This window comes from Thermosynechococcus sp. M98_K2018_005, from assembly GCF_015295825.1.
Classification (GTDB): domain Bacteria; phylum Cyanobacteriota; class Cyanobacteriia; order Thermosynechococcales; family Thermosynechococcaceae; genus Thermosynechococcus.
The window spans coordinates 1-14,933 of sequence record NZ_DVEH01000048.1 but is presented as its reverse complement, the minus strand read 5'-3'; the positions used below and the strand labels follow the sequence as shown (position 1 = coordinate 14,933).

Annotated in this window: 14 protein-coding genes and 1 tRNA gene; 7 read left to right on the top strand and 8 right to left on the bottom strand. The window is 53.4% G+C overall.

Features of this window, described 5'->3' with window-relative positions; all coding sequences use genetic code 11:
• Nucleotides 1-3 precede the first annotated feature (3 nt).
• The 4 genes from IGQ15_RS06900 (at nt 4) to psbZ (ending at nt 2,848) form a co-directional block, all read left to right on the top strand.
• The gene (locus IGQ15_RS06900; RefSeq protein ID WP_297050111.1) at nt 4-744 is read left to right on the top strand and encodes a phycobilisome rod-core linker polypeptide; all 741 of its coding nucleotides are present in this window, start codon (nt 4-6) and stop codon (nt 742-744) included.
• A gap of 33 nt (nt 745-777) precedes the next feature.
• Entirely contained in the window at nt 778-1,533 is a 756-nt protein-coding gene (locus tag IGQ15_RS06895) for a phycobilisome rod-core linker polypeptide (RefSeq protein WP_297050108.1), read from the top strand.
• A gap of 155 nt (nt 1,534-1,688) precedes the next feature.
• On the top strand, nt 1,689-2,543 hold the full coding sequence (locus IGQ15_RS06890) for a M23 family metallopeptidase (protein WP_297050105.1): 855 nt from the start codon (nt 1,689-1,691) through the stop codon (nt 2,541-2,543).
• 116 nt (nt 2,544-2,659) lie between these two features.
• Complete coding sequence (gene psbZ, locus IGQ15_RS06885) at nt 2,660-2,848, top strand: photosystem II reaction center protein PsbZ (RefSeq protein ID WP_181496775.1); 189 nt, start codon at nt 2,660-2,662, stop codon at nt 2,846-2,848.
• Here the strand turns inward: psbZ and IGQ15_RS06880 are convergent.
• From IGQ15_RS06880 to IGQ15_RS06860, 5 genes are all read right to left on the bottom strand, one after another.
• Nucleotides 2,845-3,621, bottom strand: a complete 777-nt coding sequence (locus tag IGQ15_RS06880; RefSeq protein WP_363315812.1) for an RNA methyltransferase — start codon at nt 3,619-3,621, stop codon at nt 2,845-2,847. The two genes, psbZ and IGQ15_RS06880, sit on opposite strands and share 4 nt — an antisense overlap.
• Complete coding sequence (locus tag IGQ15_RS06875) at nt 3,621-4,313, bottom strand: type 1 glutamine amidotransferase (RefSeq protein WP_297050101.1); 693 nt, start codon at nt 4,311-4,313, stop codon at nt 3,621-3,623. The genes IGQ15_RS06880 and IGQ15_RS06875 overlap by 1 nt, the downstream gene beginning before the upstream one ends.
• A gap of 8 nt (nt 4,314-4,321) precedes the next feature.
• Nucleotides 4,322-4,789: a CAAD domain-containing protein gene (locus tag IGQ15_RS06870; RefSeq protein WP_297050099.1), complete on the bottom strand. Its 468-nt coding sequence runs from the start codon at nt 4,787-4,789 to the stop codon at nt 4,322-4,324.
• A 129-nt stretch (nt 4,790-4,918) separates the two neighbouring features.
• Nucleotides 4,919-6,352, bottom strand: a complete 1,434-nt coding sequence (locus tag IGQ15_RS06865) for a circularly permuted type 2 ATP-grasp protein (RefSeq protein ID WP_297050172.1) — start codon at nt 6,350-6,352, stop codon at nt 4,919-4,921.
• Between the two features lie 28 nt (nt 6,353-6,380).
• Nucleotides 6,381-6,608 carry a hypothetical protein gene (locus tag IGQ15_RS06860; RefSeq protein WP_297050098.1) on the bottom strand — a complete coding sequence of 76 codons (228 nt, stop codon included), beginning with the start codon at nt 6,606-6,608 and terminating at the stop codon, nt 6,381-6,383.
• Between the two features lie 259 nt (nt 6,609-6,867).
• Here IGQ15_RS06860 and ffh point away from each other — a divergent pair, with 259 nt between their 5' ends.
• Nucleotides 6,868-8,277: a signal recognition particle protein gene (gene ffh, locus IGQ15_RS06855; protein WP_297050095.1), complete on the top strand. Its 1,410-nt coding sequence runs from the start codon at nt 6,868-6,870 to the stop codon at nt 8,275-8,277.
• Between the two features lie 12 nt (nt 8,278-8,289).
• Here ffh and IGQ15_RS06850 read toward each other — a convergent pair whose 3' ends face one another.
• From IGQ15_RS06850 to IGQ15_RS06840, 3 genes are all read right to left on the bottom strand, one after another.
• Nucleotides 8,290-9,879, bottom strand: coding sequence for a glycoside hydrolase family 57 protein (locus tag IGQ15_RS06850; RefSeq protein ID WP_297050093.1), 1,590 nt, complete (start codon nt 9,877-9,879; stop codon nt 8,290-8,292).
• Between the two features lie 138 nt (nt 9,880-10,017).
• The gene (locus tag IGQ15_RS06845; RefSeq protein ID WP_297050170.1) at nt 10,018-10,920 is read right to left on the bottom strand and encodes a cobalamin-binding protein; all 903 of its coding nucleotides are present in this window, start codon (nt 10,918-10,920) and stop codon (nt 10,018-10,020) included.
• 29 nt (nt 10,921-10,949) lie between these two features.
• Nucleotides 10,950-11,022 (bottom strand) — tRNA-Phe (locus tag IGQ15_RS06840).
• 488 nt (nt 11,023-11,510) lie between these two features.
• Here IGQ15_RS06840 and IGQ15_RS06835 point away from each other — a divergent pair.
• Nucleotides 11,511-13,145, top strand: a complete 1,635-nt coding sequence (locus tag IGQ15_RS06835) for an alpha-D-glucose phosphate-specific phosphoglucomutase (RefSeq protein ID WP_297050091.1) — start codon at nt 11,511-11,513, stop codon at nt 13,143-13,145.
• A 5-nt stretch (nt 13,146-13,150) separates the two neighbouring features.
• Nucleotides 13,151-14,440, top strand: coding sequence for an exonuclease subunit SbcD (gene sbcD, locus IGQ15_RS06830; protein WP_363315809.1), 1,290 nt, complete (start codon nt 13,151-13,153; stop codon nt 14,438-14,440).
• The last annotated feature ends 493 nt before the right edge of the window (nt 14,441-14,933 follow it).

Genomic DNA, 14,933 nt, shown 5'->3' with positions numbered 1-14,933 from the left:
GCCATGACGATTCCCTTGCTGAGCTATGCCCCCAGTTCCCAAAATCAGCGGGTACCGGGCTATGAAGTGCCCAATGAAGACACCCCTTGGCGCTATTCCCTTGAGGATGCAGTGGATCAGTCGGATATTGATGCACTGATTTGGGCGGCCTATCGCCAAGTGTTTAGTGAGCACGTTGTCCTCAAGAGTACGCGCCAGCTCCATCTAGAGTCCCAACTGGCCAATCGTGCCATTTCGGTACGGGATTTTATTCGCGGCTTGGCCAAATCAGAGACATTTCGCCGCTTAGTGGTGGAAACCAACTCCAACTATCGCTTGGTGGAAATTGCCCTGAAGCGGCTCCTGGGGCGTGCCCCCTACAACAAAGATGAAGAACTGGCGTGGTCCATTCGCATTGCCACCGACGGTTGGCAGAAATTTGTGGATACCCTTGTGGACAGTGACGAATATACGCAAAACTTTGGCGACAACACCGTGCCCTACCAACGTCGTCGTTATAAAGACCGCCCCTTCAACTTAGTTACCCCTCGCTATGGTGACTACTGGCGCGATAAGTTAGAGAACAGCCGCTACAAGTGGGGCGACATTCGCAATTTCTTGGAGATGGCACGATCGGTCAAGGTGACGCCTGTGCAATTCAAGCCGGTCTCCACGGCCAATGTGCGGATCCCCGATACCACGCGGCGCGATCGCCCGACGGTACCGGTGTCGATCAACCCGACGGCGAACTTTCCACTGCGCTAGCTATTGTTTCACTCTTTGACTTGGGAGAGATCCATGGACTTACCTCTACTCGCCTACAAGCCCACGACTCAAAACCACCGCGTCGCTAGCTTTGGCATTGCCGATCAAAATGAAGATACCCCCTATATCTATCGTCTTGAGGATGCGGCCTCCTACTCGGAAATCCGTGAGGTGATCTGGGCCTGCTATCGGCAAGTGTTTAGTGAGCATGCCACCTTGGCTTTTAACCGGCAAATCACTTTGGAATCCCAATTAGTGAACCGAGTGATTACGGTGCGGGACTTCATTCGCGGTCTGGCCAAATCAGAGCGCTTCTACAACACGGTGGTGGCTGTGAACGACAACTACCGCTTGGTGGACGTTTGCCTGCGGCGCTTCTTAGGGCGCAGTGCCTACAACAAAGAGGAAAAAATTGCTTGGTCAATTAAAATCGGCACCCTTGGCTTCTATGGCTTTGTCGATGCCCTCCTTGACAGTGAGGAATACACCAATGCCTTTGGTGACTTTACGGTGCCCTACCAGCGCAAGCGGATGGAAGGACGTCCCTTTAACCTTGTGACGCCGCGCTATGGCTTTGAATACCGCGATAAAGTGGGCACCACCAAAACGGATTGGCGCTTTACACTTGAGAAATTCTACGATCGCAAGTTCCAAGAGCGGCGGCTACCGGAGGGCGACCCCCGCAAATACCGCGATTTGGCAGCAGCGATCGCGCCCAAGATGCGCTATGCCCAGCAGTTGCGTGCCGCTGATATTGACTACCTCGCCAAAGTGCCCCGCCGTCGTTAAGTGAGATTGAGGAATGCACTAATGGTGTAGCCGTCGGTGAATTGACTGGCGGCTTTTTTGTTTGATACTCAATGAATTTCTTGCGTTTCTTGGAACGCTAGCACAGTTTACAGTTTTAATAGTCTGATTGTTGGATTTAGGTTTCTTCTGAAGCTATGAGCGATCGCCTTCTCCCGTGGCTGGTACCCGCCCTCATCACTGCCGCCGTTCTGCCCGCCAGTAGTCAAGTGACGATTCCGCTGACGGTTACCGTCAGTCCCGATCGCGCTGTTTTGGGAGATACGCTGGCCATTGTGGTCAACGCTTCAGAACAGCCCACTGTCGAGGTAGCGGGCACAGCCCTGCCGGTTTTCTCCATTGGCCCACAGCAATGGCGTGCGTTTGTGGCAACAACACCACTACAGACACCTGGCCGCCGTTCATTGATAGTTCGGGCAGGAAATGAAATCCGCAATATGTTGCTGTGGGTGGGCGATCGCTCCTTTCCTGTGCAAAGTATTTGGCTCCCACCGGGTAAAGACTCCTCAGGAACGGATTTGGAATTTGATCGCGTGGATGCCTTTAAGGCACTGGTCACCTCCGAAAGACTCTGGCAAGGTGCCTTTCGCCGCCCCAACAGTGGGCCTGTGACCACACCCTACGGCGTGCGGCGGTATTACAACGGGGTTTTTGCCAAGGACTACTTCCATTGCGGTTTGGACTTTGCAGGCCCCAAGGGATCACCCGTAGTGGCAGCGCAGTGGGGGCGAGTGGCCTTAGTGGGGCGAGAATCCCAGGGGTTTCTGGTTCATGGCAACACGATCGGTATTGATCATGGGCAGGGGGTGCTGACGATTTACCTGCACCTCGATCAAATCCGCGTCCAAGAAGGACAAATGGTTGAGGCGGGGCAAGTCATTGGTACTGTTGGCAATACGGGTGCCTCCACAGGACCCCATTTACATTGGGGACTCTACGTTAATGGCGAGTGCGTCGATCCGCGATCGTGGCTAGCTCAGGGCTGGCAGTAGTTGCGATATAAGTCGCTCCTGAGCCTAGTTTAGGGTCAAGAAATAGGCGATAATGCTAGTTCAGAGGTAGCTGCTTCGCTACCATTGCCGCTGATAAGATTTGGGAGTTAGCAACAATGACGATTCTCTTTCAACTGGCTCTTGCTGCCCTTGTCATCCTGTCCTTTGTGATGGTGGTGGGTGTGCCAGTGGCCTACGCCTCTCCCCAAGATTGGGATCGCTCAAAGCAGTTAATTTTCCTTGGCTCCGGCTTATGGATTGCCCTAGTGCTGGTGGTGGGCGTTCTCAACTTTTTTGTGGTTTAGTCCAGCGAGCGTTGGCGATAAACTTCGTACAAGAGCACTGCCGTGGCGATCGCCACATTCAAAGATTCGACATTTGGCTCCTGAGGAATCCTCAGTGCCGTAAAGTTTAGATCTTGGTAGGCCGGGGGTAACCCTTGGCCTTCATTTCCCATGACAAGCAACGTGGGTTGACGAAAATTCGCTTGCCAATAGATCAGGGGTGCGGTGGGTAACGTGACGACAATTTGCCATCCTTGGGCTTGGTAGGCTTTGAGAGTTGCCAAACTATCGCTAACCGTTTGCATCGGTAGGCGAAACCACTGGCCGGCACTGGCACGCAACACTTTTGGATGGGTCATGTCGACGCAATCGGGGGTCAGCAATAGCCCCTCAACGCCCACGGCGGCGGCGGTGCGAATAATCGTTCCCAAATTGCCCGGATCCTGAAGCGTGACTAAGCACAGACCTAAACGCTGGAGTGGCAAGGTAGGAGGGGGTGTATGGTCGGCAACGGCAACGACACCATCGGGAGTGGTTGTGGTGCAGAGGGCAGTCAGTACCTCTTCACTGACTTCAACAGCGCGATCGCTCCTGTGGACAACCTGCTGCCAAAATGTTGGCGATTGCTTTGCTTGCCAAGCGCTGGTATAGCAAACCACCGATAAGCGATAGCCGGCTGCCAGTGCCTCTTGGAGCAAATGAGTCCCCTCCAAAAGCAAGTGCCCTTGCCGATATTTGCGGTGGTGCAGCCTACGGATCGAGCGCACCAAGGGATTCTGCCGACTGGTAATGATCACGACTGAATCCAGCGCTCAAGTAAACGTTCCAGATAGGGGGTCAAGCGTGCCGTTTGCGCCGCTTGGGCTTGAATCTCTGTGGCGGATTGAATATAAGGGCCGGGGACGAGCTCGTGCTGACAGTGCTGAATCAACTCCCCAAGGCTAGCGGGGGTGACTTCTAAGTGAAACTGAAGACCAACAACGCGATCGCCCCACAAGAATCCTTGCTGCGGACAGGCGGCACTTTTGGCGAGGGGAATCGCACCCGCAGGGAGGCTAAACATCTCCCCATGCCAATGCAGCACCGTCAGTTGGGGTGGCCAATCCTGAAACCAAGGATGCGCTTGGGCGGCTGCTGTGAGTTCAATGGGAAACCAGCCGATTTCCTGCGTGGGTGCTGCGGTGACCTCTGCCCTTAGGACTTGTGCCAAGAGCTGAGCACCAAGGCAAATCCCGAAAATGGGCAACCCGTTGGCGATCGCTTGGCGCAAAAAGGCCTTTTCAGCCCCTAACCACGGATAAACAGCCTCATCGTGTACCCCCATGGGTCCGCCCATAACGATCAGCGCATCTACCTCCGTCAATGCTGGTAGCGGCTCGCCTGCATAGAGATGACTACCTTGCCAATCAAAACCACGGGCGATCGCCCACTGGGCAATATGGGCAGGGGTCTCAAAGGGCACGTGCTGGAGGTAGTGCAGCCGCATGAATTCCCTTAGGAAGAACTGCCGCCTTCGTTGCCAAGGATACGGGATTTGTACTCGTTCACCTTTTGGCCAAATTCACGGCGACCGGCTTCAAAGAGGACATAGCGATAGAGAAACCAACAAGTGTAGCCAAAGCCCACGAGTTCACAGGTCGGCCCTAGGAGGGGAATGGCATTCACCACTTCCAAAATAGCAACCGCCAGTGCCACAAAAGGAACAGTGGCGAGAATGATGAGGAGGGTGCGCAGGGGCTGCTGGTATTCACCCAGAAATGCACTAACCTGATCGGGGAAGACTGTGAGGAGCCAATAGAGTTTTTCACGAACCTGTTGCCGCTGTTCATTCGTGAGACCGCCTACCTTAGGGGCTGTGGCTTGCTCCCGTTCCGCTAGGTGTGCTGGGGCTGGCGTTGGTTCAAAAATGGGCTTTTCCGTATGGGTGGCTTCTGTGGTTGGGGATGTCTCAAATTCATTCATGCGCTTAAATTCCTTCAATACCTCAGCAAGTTTAGGCTAAGTTCACCGATCAGCGTTGGCTCATAGCTAATAATTGTTTAACATAGGTGGCGCCTTACCGCTAGCATCCCCTGTCTCCAAAAGAGGGCTCTACTCATTAAGCACCCAAGTATCCTTGCTCCCGCCCCCTTGGGAAGAATTCACCACCAATGAGCCACGCTTCATCGCCACCCGCGTCAGGCCACCGGGATGGACATAAATTTCCTTGCCGTACAGAATATAGGGGCGTAAGTCCACATGGCAACCAACAATTTCATTCCCCAGCAGGGTGGGCACGCGCGACAGCGAAAGGGTGGGCTGGGCAATGTAGTTGCGGGGATTGGCTTTGATGCGCTCTGCAAATTCTGCCCGCTGCTCAGCAGTCGATTGACAACCGATGAGCATGCCATAGCCTCCGGACTCGTTGGCGGATTTCACCACGAGGGAATCGAGGTTCTTGAGCACATGATCCAACTGTTGTGGCTCCCAACATAGGTACGTAGGTACATTGGGCAGTAGGGGTTCCTCACTGAGGTAATAACGAATCATTTGTGGCACATAGGCATAAATCACCTTGTCATCGGCCACGCCAGTTCCGAGGGCATTGGCGATCGCGACCCGCCCTTGGCGATAAACCTCCATCAGACCCCTGACCCCCAGCATCGAATCAGGACGAAATACCGCTGGATCGATGAAGTCATCATCAATGCGGCGATAGACCACATCCACGCGCTTCAGACCTTTGGTCGTGCGCATCTGTAGATAGCCATCGGCCACCACCAAATCCCGCCCTTCCACGAGGGTCACCCCCATTTGCTGAGCCAGGAAGGAATGCTCAAAATAGGCGGAATTGTACATCCCCGGCGTCAGTACCACTACGGTCACGTCCGGTAGGCCAGGGGGCGCAAGGTTCAACAGAGTTTCCAGGAGATGGCTGGGGTACTCGTCTACGGGTTGAATGTGCAGTTCTTTGAAGACAAGGGGAAACGTGCTTTTCATCACCCGGCGGTTTTCCAGCACATAGGAGACCCCCGAAGGGCAGCGCAGGTTATCCTCTAGGACATAGAAGGTGCCATCGTGATCGCGCACTAAGTCGGTACCCGTAATATGGCACCAAATGCCCCCCGGCGGCTTCAGGTTATGGCAGGGACGCAGATAGCCCTTGGACGACTCAATCAGTTCCCGTGGGATGACACCATCCTTAATAATTTTTTGATCGCTATAGACATCAGCAATAAATGTATTGAGCGCCGCAATCCGTTGCTTGAGACCCCGTTCAAGGGCTTGCCACTCTTGGGCTGGAATGACACGCGGCAGAATATCAAAGGGCATGATCCGCTCGGTGCCCTCAGCAGCACCATAGACCGTGAATGTGGCGCCAATGTTAAACATCACCTGTTGTGCGGTTTTTTGGCGCTGTTGCAGTTCTCCCGCTGGGAGCGATCGCACCCGTTGTAACAACGGTTCAATAAAAGGTCGTGGCTGTCCTTTGGCTAGAAACCACTCGTCGTAAAAGTCTCCCGGATCGTAGTTCTCTAATTCCAGCATTGATATTCCTTAGTGGCGATTTCCCTCAATAGTCTTGCTCCAGAGGAGTCGGCAAGTCTGACACCGCCACTAAATGAAACCCCATTTGACAGCGAAAGTGTTGACATCCCGCTTCAGCAGTACTCCCTAGAGGCGCCCCACAACGGAGCTGCCCCTCATGCCAGCGGGGTTGGCCTTGACGATCGGCAAACAAGCAGGATTGACACACAGACTGTGACGGTAAAATTTGATTTTGGGTGAGGATCACAAGCATGGGACACCTCCCGCCGATCAGAGCCTTTAATAGGCAGTCTTTATAGAACCTGATAAAAATTAAAGACTCTAACCCTAATGTTCTTATCTTACCGTGAAAGCCTAGCGGATACAGTTGACGACCACTGCTAACTTTGCTACAAATTGCAACTCGCAGTCCGTTGCTTAAATCGGAAGCCAAAACTGTATGGGAAAGACAGTTTGCTACGATCAATACTCTAAGATCGATGAAATTCTTGTCGCCCCTTGAGCTGTAATCTATGTTTGACGCCCTTGCTGAACGCCTTGAATCTGCTTGGAAAACCCTACGGGGTCAAGACAAAATTACGGAAAACAATATCCAAGAAGCTCTTAGGGAAGTGCGCCGTGCCCTATTAGAGGCCGATGTCAACCTACAGGTCGCTAAAGACTTTATTGAAAATGTGCGTCAGCGGGCGATCGGTGCCGAGGTAATTGCCGGAGTTCGTCCCGATCAGCAATTTATCAAAATCGTTTACGATGCCCTCGTTGAGGTCATGGGGGAATCCCACAGTCCCCTTGCTCACGGGGAGCCACCCCCCACGATTATTCTCATGGCCGGTTTACAGGGAACGGGGAAAACCACCGCCACAGCAAAGCTTGCCCTGCACCTGCGCAAAGAACGCCGCAGCACCCTCTTGGTGGCCACCGATGTCTATCGTCCCGCGGCGATTGATCAGTTGATCACCCTCGGCAGACAAATTGACGTGCCGGTGTTTGAGATGGGTACAGCGGTGAGCCCCGTGGAAATTGCTCGCCAAGGGGTAGCCAAAGCCAAGGAACTTGGTGTGGATACCGTGATTATTGATACAGCGGGGCGCCTACAAATTGATGCCGAGATGATGGCAGAACTGGCAGCCATTAAGGACGCAGTACAACCCCACGAAACCCTCTTAGTGGTGGATGCGATGACGGGGCAAGAGGCGGCCAACCTCACCCGTGCCTTCCATGAGCAGGTGGGGATTACGGGAGCCATTCTCACCAAACTGGATGGCGATACACGCGGCGGTGCAGCCCTCTCTGTGCGACAGGTCTCTGGGCAGCCGATTAAGTTTATTGGTGTGGGTGAAAAAGTCGAGGCTCTCCAGCCTTTCTATCCTGATCGCTTGGCCTCTCGCATCTTGGGGATGGGGGATGTCCTCACCCTTGTCGAAAAAGCCCAAGAGGAAGTGGACTTGGCCGATGCTGAAAAAATGTCCCGCAAAATCCTCGAAGCCCAGTTTGACTTTGATGACTTCCTCAAGCAACTGCGCCTGCTAAAAAATATGGGTTCCCTGGCGGGAATTATGAAGCTCATTCCCGGCATGAATAAAATTTCAACGGAGCAACTCCAGCAGGGGGAAGTGCAACTCAAACGGGCAGAAGCAATGATTAACTCCATGACCCGCGAAGAGCGCCGCAATCCTGAACTTCTCGCTAGCTCCCCCAGTCGCCGTGAACGGGTTGCCAAAGGTTCTGGTTATCAAGTGGCCGATGTCACAAAGTTGGTCAGCGATTTCCAGCGGATGCGATCGCTGATGCAGCAGATGGGTCAAGGGGGCTTTCCGGGAATGGGTATGCCGGGCATGAACCCGATGGGTCGAGGGGGACGTGCTCAGGCTGCCAAAAAGCCCAAGAAGCAAAAGAAACGCAAAGGCTTTGGCGTTCTCTAAGCGCAACCCTGACTACAAGGGGCGATAGACCCGATAGTTAATGTGGGGGAAGATATTGTCAATGGCTTCCACTTTTTCCAGCCAGCCGGCATCAATTTTTTGTGCTTTGATGTCATCGTAGAGCTTGTGGAAGCGCATCAGGTGGCTACGGGTGCGGCGAACCGCATAGGGCACCATCGTTCCCGTCCGCATAATAAAGGCCCAGTCTGAGGATTGGGCAAGGAGTAATTCCCGTGCCGCTTGGTTGAGGGCACGCCAACTCAGCTCATCCCACGGCTCCCCCTTGGCCAGTTCAATCATCCGTTCAGCAGCCTTATGGAGGTGGGGGTAAATCCAAGCATTGGTGTCATTCAGCCAGTATTCATGAAAGCCCTTGTAGCCCCAACTGGACTGGGAAGGACGGCACACCTGCTGGGTGGGATGGGCGCGCAGATAGTCTGCCAAGTGGGTCATGGCAAAGGTGTCTTGGTCAAACCAGACCTTGCGGAAGAGAAAGTCAAGGAACCAAGGCCCTTCATACCACCAGTGGCCATAGAGTTCAGCATCGTAGGGAGAAACCACAATCGGCGGACGTTGCATCAGGTGGTGCAGGTAGCGAATTTGGTTTTCGCGGTTAAACATGAAATTAGCAGCGTGCTCAGCCGCCTTTTCCCGTGCCCAATAGGGGTCGTAGAGTTGCTTGTCCCCTAAACCAAGACCCCGTCCGGTGATTTTGTGGTACTTAATCCCCGTATTTTTGCGTTGACCATTGGGCATGATGTAGGGCTTGATGTATTCGTACTCCGCTTCCCAACCCAAATCCTTGTAGAACTCACGGTATTCAGGCGCCCCCGGATAGCCCACCTCTGAGGACCACACCTGCTGGGAAGATTCATGATCGCGGCCAAAGGCAGCCACCCCAGTTTCAGTGAAAATAGGCGCATAGGTGCCAAAGCGAGGGCGGGGCCGGGCATAGAGAATACCGTGGCCATCCGTAATGAAATAGCGTAAACCCGCATCGGCAAGCATTCGCTCTAGGCCTTCGTAATAGGCGCATTCTGGTAGCCAAATCCCCTTGGGTGGACGACCAAAGGTTTGCTCATAGTGCTCACAGGCCACTTGCAGTTGTGCCCACACCGCTTGAGGGTACATTTTCATCAGGGGCAAGTAGCCGTGGGTGGCACCACAGGTAATGATTTCAAGGTTATTGGTGTCTTGAAACTGCTTAAAAGCCTTGACGAGGTCGCGATCGTAGTTTTCCCATGTCTGCCGTACGCGGTTGAATTCTCGGGCATAGTGCTCGGCAAGGTAGCGGATGTGGCCATTGTAGGTATTGCGCTCTACCTCTAGCTCCGCCAGTTCCTCTAGTTTTGCCAAGTGCTGATCATAGCGTTCCTGCAACAGCGGGTCCCGCAGCATTGAAATCAATGGCGGTGTCATACTCATAGTGATTTTGAAGTCCACGCCGTCCCGCTTTAGCCCCTCAAACATCCAGATGAGGGGCACATAGGTTTCGGTAATTGCCTCAAACAACCACTCTTCCTCTAAAACGTAGTCGCTCTCAGGGTGGCGGACAAAGGGGAGGTGAGCATGCAAAACCAGCGCTAAATAACCAATTGCCATAGTAAGTTTGCCTATTGATGTATTTGGGACAACGGTAGGGGATCAATGAGATCAGTTGAGTTTCCCTCATCTTAGGCGAAATAGCCAAATCTGCAACGGTCAATTTTTATCTTTTCTTCAGATTCATTGCTTGATGGGTTATTCTGCCACGGATAGGGCATATCGCTGCCAGCCAATGCCTTGAAACTTGAGGTCCTGAGACGGGTGGAGAATTTCTACAAGAATCTCAAGGGAATCCACTAAGCGCGGGCCGGGGCGATTAAAGTACGCATTACCATCCACAATGTACAGTTGACCGCTTTGCAGGGCACGCAATTGTTGCCATTGAGGATAAGTTTGTACTGCTTGGTGGAGTTCTTGACGGGTGCGTTCGAGGTCGAAACCGCAGGGCATGACAATGATCACCTCTGGATCACTTGCCAGCAGGGTTGACCACTCAATATAGGAAGCGTGTTTTCCGGCTGTACCCAAGATATTTTCACCGCCCGCTAGGGCAATCAACTCTGGCACCCAATTGCCACTGGTCATTAGCGGGTCAATCCATTCAATGGTGACCACCTGCCGCCGCGGGCGATCGCTCACCCATGCTTGACAAGCCTGAATCCTAGTATGCAGTGAATCTAGGAGGGGGTCAGCAGAAACCCCAAGGGCAACAGCGACCCGCCGAATATCTTGCCAAACATCCGCCAGGGAATGGGGTTGCAGTGAAATTAACTGGGGGGGTGGGTCAAAGAGTTCAGCGATCGCCCGCTGGACATCCCCTAGCGTTACAGCACAGACATCGCATTGATCTTGGGTAATAATATGAGTGGGCTGGAGCCGTTGGAGCGTTGCCAGCTCCAAATCATAAATGCCCAAGGCCAATCGCAGAAGGCTTTGAACTGCTTGTTCAATTGCTAAACTGGACTGTTTTGCATCTAGCCGTGCTCGCGTACAAACTGGCAACGCCTTAATTTCTGGTGGATAGTCGCACTCATGACTGCGTCCCACAAGAAACGGCGTCAACCCAAGAGCCGCAATGATTTCTGTGGCACTGGGCAGGAGGGAGACAAGGCGGACGGGGAATGCAATGCCAGGAGCCAGAATTGAACTGGCGACACGAGGATTTTCAGTCCTCTGCTCTACCAACTGAGCTATCCCGGCTTGAAAGTGCTTTATGATTTTAGCAAGCGTCTAGGTGCTATGACAAGTCTCTCAGAAAATCAATCGGGGCAAACGCATACTATGCATACTATAAGGAATATGTTTTGAGCTTCAAGGGCAATTAACGTTATCTGTATTCAGTGTTCAGGACAAGCAGCGACTATCGAGCGACGCTCCTATTGAGGAGGATGCTTAAAACCATGCCCCTGAAAGCCTTGGGTTGATTCGTCGGTTAGCTCTGAATTTCCTTAGTCAAGACACCTTTGTGAAGAGGGGCGCCAAGGCAAAACGTTTGAGAGCAGGATGGGATGATGACTACCTCCCTCATCTCCTTGCTACTCCCTGAGTATGCATTTGGTCTAGGACATGCTGAGACTCATTCTCAGTAGATTGAATGGACACCGTAGATTGAATGGAAAGGTCTTGACCACGATTCTAGAGCCGACTAAGCTGCCCTTATAGTGACAGTCCCCTTGTGGAGCCTTCTAATGGGTATTCAAGTTATTCCCACCACTCCCTTTAAGGATCAAAAACCCGGCACCTCTGGGTTGCGTAAGGCGGTGTCTGTTTTCCAGCAGCCCCATTATCTGGAAAACTTTATCCAAGCGATTTTTGACACCATTGAGGCACCGCAGGGGCAAACTCTTGTCCTAGGGGGCGATGGCCGTTACTTCAATGCTGAGGCGATTCAAGTCATCCTCAAGATGGCCGCAGCCAATGGCTTTGCACGGGTCAAGGTGGGGCAAAATGGCATTCTCTCAACGCCGGCAGCTTCCTGTGTGATCCGCAAGTATGGGGCGATCGGTGGCATTATTCTCTCAGCGAGTCACAACCCCGCAGGGCCACAGGGAGATTTTGGTGTCAAGTTCAACATTGCCAATGGGGGGCCTGCTCCTGAGAAAGTCACTAATGCCATCTATGAGCGGAGCCTCGCCCTCACCAGCTACAACATCTACACCGCACCCGATGTGAATCTGCACACTCTTGGGGAGTTTCCCTTGGGCGAAATGATTGTCGAAGTCATTGACCCTGTCGCCGATTATCAAGCGCTGCTGGAGACCCTCTTTGACTTTGATCGCATTGCCGAGGTAATTCGTACCGGGAAGCTGCGCCTTGTCTTTGATGCCATGCACGCAGTTACGGGACCTTACGCCCATCGGATCATTGAAAAACGTCTAGGCGCACCCCAAGGCACGGTTCAAAATGGTGTGCCGCTACCGGACTTTGGCGGTGGTCATCCCGACCCCAATTTGGTCTATGCCCATGACTTGGTGCAGCAACTCTTTGGTGAGCATCCCCCAGATTTTGGTGCTGCCTCCGATGGCGATGGCGATCGCAACATGATTTTGGGGGCAAACTGTTTTGTCACCCCCAGTGACAGCCTAGCTATTCTGGCCGCCAATGCCCAACTCGTGCCCGGCTACAAAGACGGATTAGCGGGGATTGCCCGTTCGATGCCCACTAGTCAAGCCGCCGATCGCGTTGCGGCCAAGCTGGGGATTGACTGTTATGAAACCCCCACGGGCTGGAAGTTTTTTGGCAACCTCCTCGATGCCGGTAGAGCCACCCTCTGCGGCGAGGAAAGTTTTGGTACTGGCTCCAACCACGTCCGCGAAAAAGATGGCCTCTGGGCGGTGCTCTTTTGGTTGAATATCTTGGCTGTCCGCCAAACCTCCGTGGCCGAGATTGTCAAAGTCCACTGGCAAACCTATGGCCGTAACTACTACTCCCGTCATGATTACGAAGGCATCGAGAGCGATCGCGCCCACACCCTGATGAGCCAACTGGAGCAAAAACTGCCCAGCTTGGTGGGTCAGACCTTGGGCCCCTACACGGTGGCCACTGCCGATAACTTTAACTACACTGACCCAGTGGATCACAGTATCAGCCAAAATCAAGGCATTCGGCTGATTTTTGAGGATGGTAGTCGCATTGTCTATCGCCTATCGGGAACGGGAACCCAAGGGGCAACACTACGGGTCTATTTAGAGCGCTTTGAACCCAATCCTGCGCAGCAGCACCTCGATGCTCAAGTGGCACTCGCCGATTTAATTCAACTGGCCAATGAAGTGGCCAATATCCAAGGTTTAACGGGTCGCGATCGCCCCACGGTCATCACCTGATCGTTATGAAAATTCTCCATGTGTCTGATATTCACCTTGGCAGTGGCCTCAGTCATGGCCATATCAACCCTGCCACGGGCTTGAATACGCGCCTTGAGGATTTTATTGCTGCTCTGGCCACCTGTATTGACCGTGCCCTCAGTGAACCCGTTGATCTGGTGCTCTTTGGCGGTGATGCTTTTCCCGATGCGACGCCACCGCCCCTCGTCCATGAAGCCTTTGCCAGCCAATTTCGCCGCTTGGCCGATGCCCGCATTCCCACGGTTTTGCTGGTGGGCAACCACGATCAGCACGCCCAAGGACAGGGGGGCGCGAGTCTTAGTCTCTATCGCACCCTTGGGGTGCCCGGCTTTATCGTGGGCGATCGCTTGGCTACCCATCGCATTGAGACTCGCCGGGGTAGTGTTCAAGTCATTACCCTCCCTTGGTTAACGCGATCCACGCTCCTCACTCGGCCAGAAACCAGTGGTCTTTCCCTTGCGGATGTGCATCAACTGCTCTTAGAGCGGCTGCGCCTTGCCCTTGAGGGGGAAATTCGCCAACTTGATCCGGCCTTGCCCACTGTCTTGCTTGCCCATGCCATGGTGGACACGGCTCAGTACGGCTCTGAACGCTATTTGAGTGCCGGCAAAGGTTTTACGATTCCCCTGAGTTTTTTGGCACGCCCCTGTTTTGACTACGTTGCCCTTGGCCATGTCCATCGCCATCAAGTCCTGTGTCACGATCCGCCCGTGGTCTATCCCGGCAGCATTGAGCGGGTGGATTTTGGTGAAGAGGGGGAAGAAAAGGGCTATGTCTTAGTGAACCTCACTAAGGGAAAAACAGAATTTCAGTTTTGTCCCTTACCCACCCGCCCCTTCCGCACGATTCGTGTGGACTTAACTGAGGTGGAACTGGAGCCGCAAGCCGCCCTCTTGGGGGCGATCGCCAGTGGGGACATCACTGGAGCGGTGGTGCGGGTTATGTATCAACTGCGCCCCGATCAAATTCCCCTGATTAACCTCCATGAACTGCAAAAAGCTCTTGAAAGTGCCCACAGCGTCAGCCTCCTGCCCCAACTGGTGAATAGCCAGCCCATTGCCCGCCTGCCAGACGTTACCCTCGAACAGTGCCTTGACCCCAGCCATGCCCTGCAACTGTATCTGGATCATCACCCTGACCTTGAACCCCTGCGGCAGGATCTGCTAGCGGCACTCCAAACCCTTGATGGTTCTCCTGAAGAGGAGAGGCAGGACACTCCAGAGATACCGCGATCGCCCGAACCTGTGATTCAGCAACTAAAATTGCTCTCCTAGCCAGAAGTTAAGCTTTGATTCAACTCCGATAGGCTGGCGTTAGGCATTAAAAATTGCGTTTGAATTTGTGAGATTCAGCTCTCAGAGGTTAAGGCGAAAGCCCATGGCTTGGAATCTGAGGGAGACAGGGCAAGAGGGTACTCGGGATCTTAGGCAAACTTTTTCTTCAGGCTTGTTGACATTTTTTCTCATCTGACTTAGGCTAAGTTTTAGTGTTCTCCTCTCTGAGGAATCGGCAGGCGGGGTCAGTCGTTACGACGACCCCATTTTTTCTCTAGTCGCTACTGTTGATCCTCAGAAAGCGCTCGATCTCACGCCCCTTAGGGAAGTTGGCTATTGCTAAAGATTTGCAAATTTTTGGTAGGGAATATGGCGGCTACAGTACCACAGCACGGTATGGGGAGCCATCAGGTAGGGTTCTTCTTGCGCCTTGAAAATTCACCACCTGTGGTTGGCGATAGGCTCGCAAGGCAGCGATCGCCGTGGGGAGCAG

Bases quoted from the DNA above. Each gene is read 5' to 3' on its own strand.
- IGQ15_RS06850 (WP_297050093.1), bottom strand. From the start codon at position 9,879: ATGGCAATTGGTTATTTAGCGCTGGTTTTGCATGCTCACCTCCCCTTT.
- ffh (WP_297050095.1), top strand. From the start codon at position 6,868: ATGTTTGACGCCCTTGCTGAACGCCTTGAATCTGCTTGGAAAACCCTA.
- IGQ15_RS06890 (WP_297050105.1), top strand. From the start codon at position 1,689: ATGAGCGATCGCCTTCTCCCGTGGCTGGTACCCGCCCTCATCACTGCC.
- IGQ15_RS06860 (WP_297050098.1), bottom strand. From the start codon at position 6,608: ATGCTTGTGATCCTCACCCAAAATCAAATTTTACCGTCACAGTCTGTG.
- sbcD (WP_363315809.1), top strand. From the start codon at position 13,151: ATGAAAATTCTCCATGTGTCTGATATTCACCTTGGCAGTGGCCTCAGT.
- IGQ15_RS06900 (WP_297050111.1), top strand. From the start codon at position 4: ATGACGATTCCCTTGCTGAGCTATGCCCCCAGTTCCCAAAATCAGCGG.
- IGQ15_RS06870 (WP_297050099.1), bottom strand. From the start codon at position 4,789: ATGAATGAATTTGAGACATCCCCAACCACAGAAGCCACCCATACGGAA.
- IGQ15_RS06875 (WP_297050101.1), bottom strand. From the start codon at position 4,313: ATGCGGCTGCACTACCTCCAGCACGTGCCCTTTGAGACCCCTGCCCAT.
- IGQ15_RS06895 (WP_297050108.1), top strand. From the start codon at position 778: ATGGACTTACCTCTACTCGCCTACAAGCCCACGACTCAAAACCACCGC.
- IGQ15_RS06835 (WP_297050091.1), top strand. From the start codon at position 11,511: ATGGGTATTCAAGTTATTCCCACCACTCCCTTTAAGGATCAAAAACCC.
- psbZ (WP_181496775.1), top strand. From the start codon at position 2,660: ATGACGATTCTCTTTCAACTGGCTCTTGCTGCCCTTGTCATCCTGTCC.